The following is a 1,900-nucleotide window of genomic DNA, read 5'->3' on the forward strand; positions in this document are numbered from 1 at the left end:
GCCGAGCACGGCCATCCACAAAATCCGCGCGGGCCTGATAGACCAGAATGGGCCACGAGTGCGCGTCTGGAAAATGGTCAGATGCCCGGCCACCGACAACATCAGATACATCATCGTCTGAAGATGGGGGTGGTTGAGGTGGAAAACGCGGTCGCCTAGGAAGAAAAGGCCAAATGCGGCGACGGGTCCAACCAGGCCCAGCACCGTGGCGATCCCCAGCACCAGGCGCATGTTCCACGCCTCGGGTTGATCCTTGTAGTGAACGTTGTCATATGCAATGGACAGGATGGCGCCGTCGTTGAGCAACGCCAGCATCACGATCATCACCGCCGTCACGGGATAAAAGTTGAAGATCAGGATCGATAGCGTCATGAACAACAATACGCGCAGAGTCTCAGCGATTCGGTACATCGCGTAGCTGTTCATGCGCTGAAATATCTTCCGACTTTCCTTGATCGCGTCGATGATCACCGATAGGCCCGGCGTCGTCAGCACGATGGCCGCCGCCGCCCGCGCGGCGTCCGTCGCACCCGAAACCGCGATGCCGCAATCGGCTTTCTTCAGTGCGGGTGCATCATTCACCCCATCGCCCGTCATGCTCACGATGTGGCCGCGCTTTTGCAAATCATCCACGATGTGGTACTTGTGTTCAGGGAACACTTGGGCGAAGCCGTCGGCCTTCTCGATGGACTCGGAGGCCGCCGTTGTTTGCTGATTTTTCGCGTCGCCGAGGCTGCTGGCATCGAGGATATTGGTGCCCATGCCTAGTTTCTTGGCGGTTTCCTGAGCAATGGCCAACGCATCGCCAGTCACCATTTTGACCGTCACGCCCATCCGCTGAGCGGTCGCGATGGTTACCTTGGCATCTTCTCGTGGCGGATCGAACAGTGGCAACACACCAAGAAACTGCCATGCGCCATCTCCCTCCGCACGCGCCACACCCAACGAACGAAAGCCGCGCGCCGCAAACTCGTTGACCGCTTTGTCGACGGACGCTTTCACTTGCGCGGCATTGGCGGACAACGCCAGAATCACTTGCGGCGCGCCCTTCGTCACTTTGAACGTCTTTCCGTCAGAGCCCGTGACTGCGGCCTCGGTGCGCTTATGCACCGGGTCGAAAGGCTGAAAATGGCCTACCTTATAGCCCTTTAGAGCCTGATCGTTTTTCAGGCCAGCCAGCACCGCCAGGTCAATGGTGTCGTTATTATCGGCCCGCGACGCCAGCGCGGCAGCGAGGACCACCTGCTCGGCGGAGAGCTTGTTCAGACAGAACGGATCGCCCAGCGAGAGCTTGTTCTGGGTCAGCGTGCCAGTCTTGTCGGCGCACAGTACGTCGACGCCTGCTAGCTCCTCGATCGCCACCAACCGGGTGACGATCGCCTTTTTCTTCGCGAGCAGGCGCGCGCCCACCGCCATCGTCACCGAGAGCACTGTGGGCATTGCCACAGGAATCGCGGCCACAGTCAGTACCAGGGCGAACTGCAATGTGGTAAGGATCGGGTCGCCGCGGAAGATCGCCACAGCAACAATCCCCGCCACCATCACCACCGCCAGGATAATTAAATAATTTCCAATCTTCAGCACCGCGCGCTGAAAGTGGCTAACCGTATGCGTTCCCTGCACCAACTCCGCAGTCTTGCCGAAAAAGGTGTTCCCACCGGTCGCGTAGACCAATGCGCCGATCTCACCTTGACGAATGATCGAGCCTGAAAATATTGCCTCGCCGGAATTGTGCGTGACGGGCAGCGACTCTCCGGTCAGTGCGGATTGGTCGACCTCCACAGCGTCACCGTCCAGCAGTCGTGCGTCCGCCGGCACAATGTCGCCCAGACGCACGCGAATGACGTCACCCGGAACCAACTCACGCGCTGGCGGATTTATCCACTTCCCATCACGTATC

At 59.4% G+C, this 1,900-nt stretch carries 1 protein-coding gene; it reads right to left on the reverse strand.

The features are described from left to right. The coding region (locus BSU04_RS22825; protein WP_089162708.1) for a plasma-membrane proton-efflux P-type ATPase at positions 1–1,899 on the reverse strand (1,899 nt) is incomplete at its 3' end. Position 1,900 lies beyond the last annotated feature (1 nt).

It is taken from the genome of Caballeronia sordidicola (assembly GCF_002220365.1).
GTDB classification, from domain to species: Bacteria; Pseudomonadota; Gammaproteobacteria; order Burkholderiales; family Burkholderiaceae; genus Caballeronia; species Caballeronia sordidicola_C.